Genomic DNA, 2,462 nt, shown 5'->3' with positions numbered 1-2,462 from the left:
CGGCACTTAATTTAGTGCCGCGTTTTTATTGGCAATTTCTAAAATCCAAATAAGCCTGCGTAATAGCATCTGGATTTTCTACTTGCGGATAATGCCCAAGCTCTACAAACTCTTGTACGCGCGCATTGGGAATAAGCTTTTTATAATGTTCAATCATGTGCTTACCAGAGATAGGATCTTCTGCGCCTGCTATAAACGTAAGTGGTATATTGCTATTTATGATGGCACCCACCCAGCGTTCTCGGTTTTGCTGCCTCTGCTTTATATAGCTAATGAGTTTAGGCATAACGGCTAAACCATCTTTATAAATTAGCAACTCCCAAAGTGTGTCTACCACTTGTTTTGAGGGCGGTGTACTTTTACTAAAAATAGTCACTAAATTATTGGCAAATTTTTGTTTATTCATTAATTTTGGCACTATCCAACCTAGCTTTGAAAGTAAAAGCTTTTGTATAAATAATGGTTTATGCACCTCAGGAAATAACCCACCATTTAAAAAACACACGCTGTTTATTTTAAAGTCACTTTGGCTAACCACTTGCCTTGCTAATAACTCTTGAGCCACAGTATCGCCATAGTCATGAGCTAAAATATGTACATCATTAATATTTAACGTTTTTAAAAATTGGGTATATAAGTCGGCTTGTTCGGTAATTTTATAAGTAGCGTTTATTGGTTTATCTGACAAACCAAAACCTAGCATATCGAGCGTAATTACAAAATAATGTTCACTAAGCGTTTGCCACATACCTTCCCAATCCCAGCTAGCACTTGGAAAGCCATGTATTAAAAGCAGCGCAGGCTTAGTTATATCACCAGCTATTTTTGTAAATATTTGATGGCCAGAAATATGAGTGAATTGGCCCTGCGATTGCCACTGTTGAAGAGAAAACATATATTAGCTTTATTTTTATTATCTATTTGTTAGTTTTATCATAGTGGTAATTAATAAAGGAAATAAAACCAATGTATAAATTTGCATTGGCTTATTAAACGTTATTTTAAAATTTAATAGTGTAATCTACATAAACTCGGTGGTCGGCTCTGTCGCCTTTTACACCATCAACGCTGCCTGATTTTTCGGTTGTATAATCTACAAATAACCAGCGCAAACTTAAGCCTTTTATTTTCTCAACTTTATAGCGCGTATCTACAGCCCAATATTTTTCATCAGCTGTGCCAGCTAACTTACCCAGCGCAGAGTTTTCAGCATCGCTACCGCTTGTGTAGTAAAACTTTGTTGTTAAACCTGGCGATACTGCTTTTAAATCAATGCCAAAACGTGCCTGCCACGTTGCCTCGTTTTGATTTGTTAAATCGGCACCAATCAATGAGCGAGTTGGAAATGGGTTTGTACCATGATCGCCACTAAAGTTATCTTCAATCCAAGCATCACTTACTTTAGTAAATGCCACACCTACACTCCAAATATCTTTTTTCCAATCAGCATCTAAGTAATAGGCAAATCCATCGTTTTCACTTTTAGTTAAACCTGTTAATGCGCCAGTTGCATCTTCATCATCTAAATCGCCGCCCTCTGCGCCTGTTACAAATAAATCACCATCATCTTGTGAGGTAAATATGCCAGTTGAAAGGGTTAACTTACTTTGCTCAAGTTTAATGTCGTAACTAATTTTTAATCCCATTTTACTTAGATAATTGTGGGAATTTAAATATTCAGCCTCTAATGTTATGTCGTCTTTTTTATGCGTAGCACCTACCCCCCAAATTACGCTAATGGCGCCAGGTGCCGATTGATCGGTAGAAAAGTCTTCCCATCTTTCATCATGTCGACGGCTCCATTTATCGTATACGTAACCATATAATTTAGTGTTGCCAATTTTGTAATCGCCAAAAACGCCTCTAAAAGTATTAGGAATAGCACGGCTGCCTGAGCTTTTTAAAAGCATACTTTTGGTTTTTTGCCCACCTACTTTAACGTGACCGTTTTTGCCCAATTTAAAATCTAAAAAATATTGACCAAATTTAGAAAAGCTATCGTCTACTCCGCCACTCTCATTACCTGCTGGTAAAATATTACCTGCGGCTGAACCTGTAGAGTTAATATTCATTACGGTGTAAGTCGATACACCCACACTCAATAAATCATTTATATAACCTGATGTGTAATTGAGCTCTATACCTTGAGCAAAAGTTGAATCGTCACTTGCGTCGTTATCGTAGTCACGGTCGAAATAAATTGATCTAAGTTTTAAATTAAATTCATCTTGTTCTGTCAGCCCATTAACAGCAGCATACGAAGGAATAGAAATGCATGTTAATACTGCGCCTGTTGCCGCAAGTAATTTAGATACTCGGTGAGCCATAGTTATCTCCGTTACCTTGTTTTTTAAGTTTTGACTGTGCAGCACATAGGGATGTGTATGCTTTTTGACCTACACGGCAAACATGTCATAAGGTAATTACATTTCAAGTAATTACCTTTCTTTCATGCTAATAAA

General features: G+C 37.0%; 2 protein-coding genes. Both read right to left on the bottom strand.

The features are described from left to right. Window positions 1-25: 25 nt before the first annotated feature. Window positions 26-895, bottom strand: a complete 870-nt coding sequence (locus H5072_RS16860) for an alpha/beta fold hydrolase (RefSeq protein ID WP_182694196.1) — start codon at window positions 893-895, stop codon at window positions 26-28. A 106-nt stretch (window positions 896-1,001) separates the two neighbouring features. Beyond that, window positions 1,002-2,327, bottom strand: coding sequence for an OprD family outer membrane porin (locus tag H5072_RS16855; protein WP_182694195.1), 1,326 nt, complete (start codon window positions 2,325-2,327; stop codon window positions 1,002-1,004). Window positions 2,328-2,462 lie beyond the last annotated feature (135 nt).

Source organism: Pseudoalteromonas sp. SR45-5 (genome assembly GCF_014163565.1).
Taxonomy (GTDB): Bacteria; Pseudomonadota; Gammaproteobacteria; order Enterobacterales; family Alteromonadaceae; genus Pseudoalteromonas; species Pseudoalteromonas distincta.
Note: the sequence above shows the minus strand (reverse complement) of the source record. Positions and strands in the feature narration are given on the sequence as shown.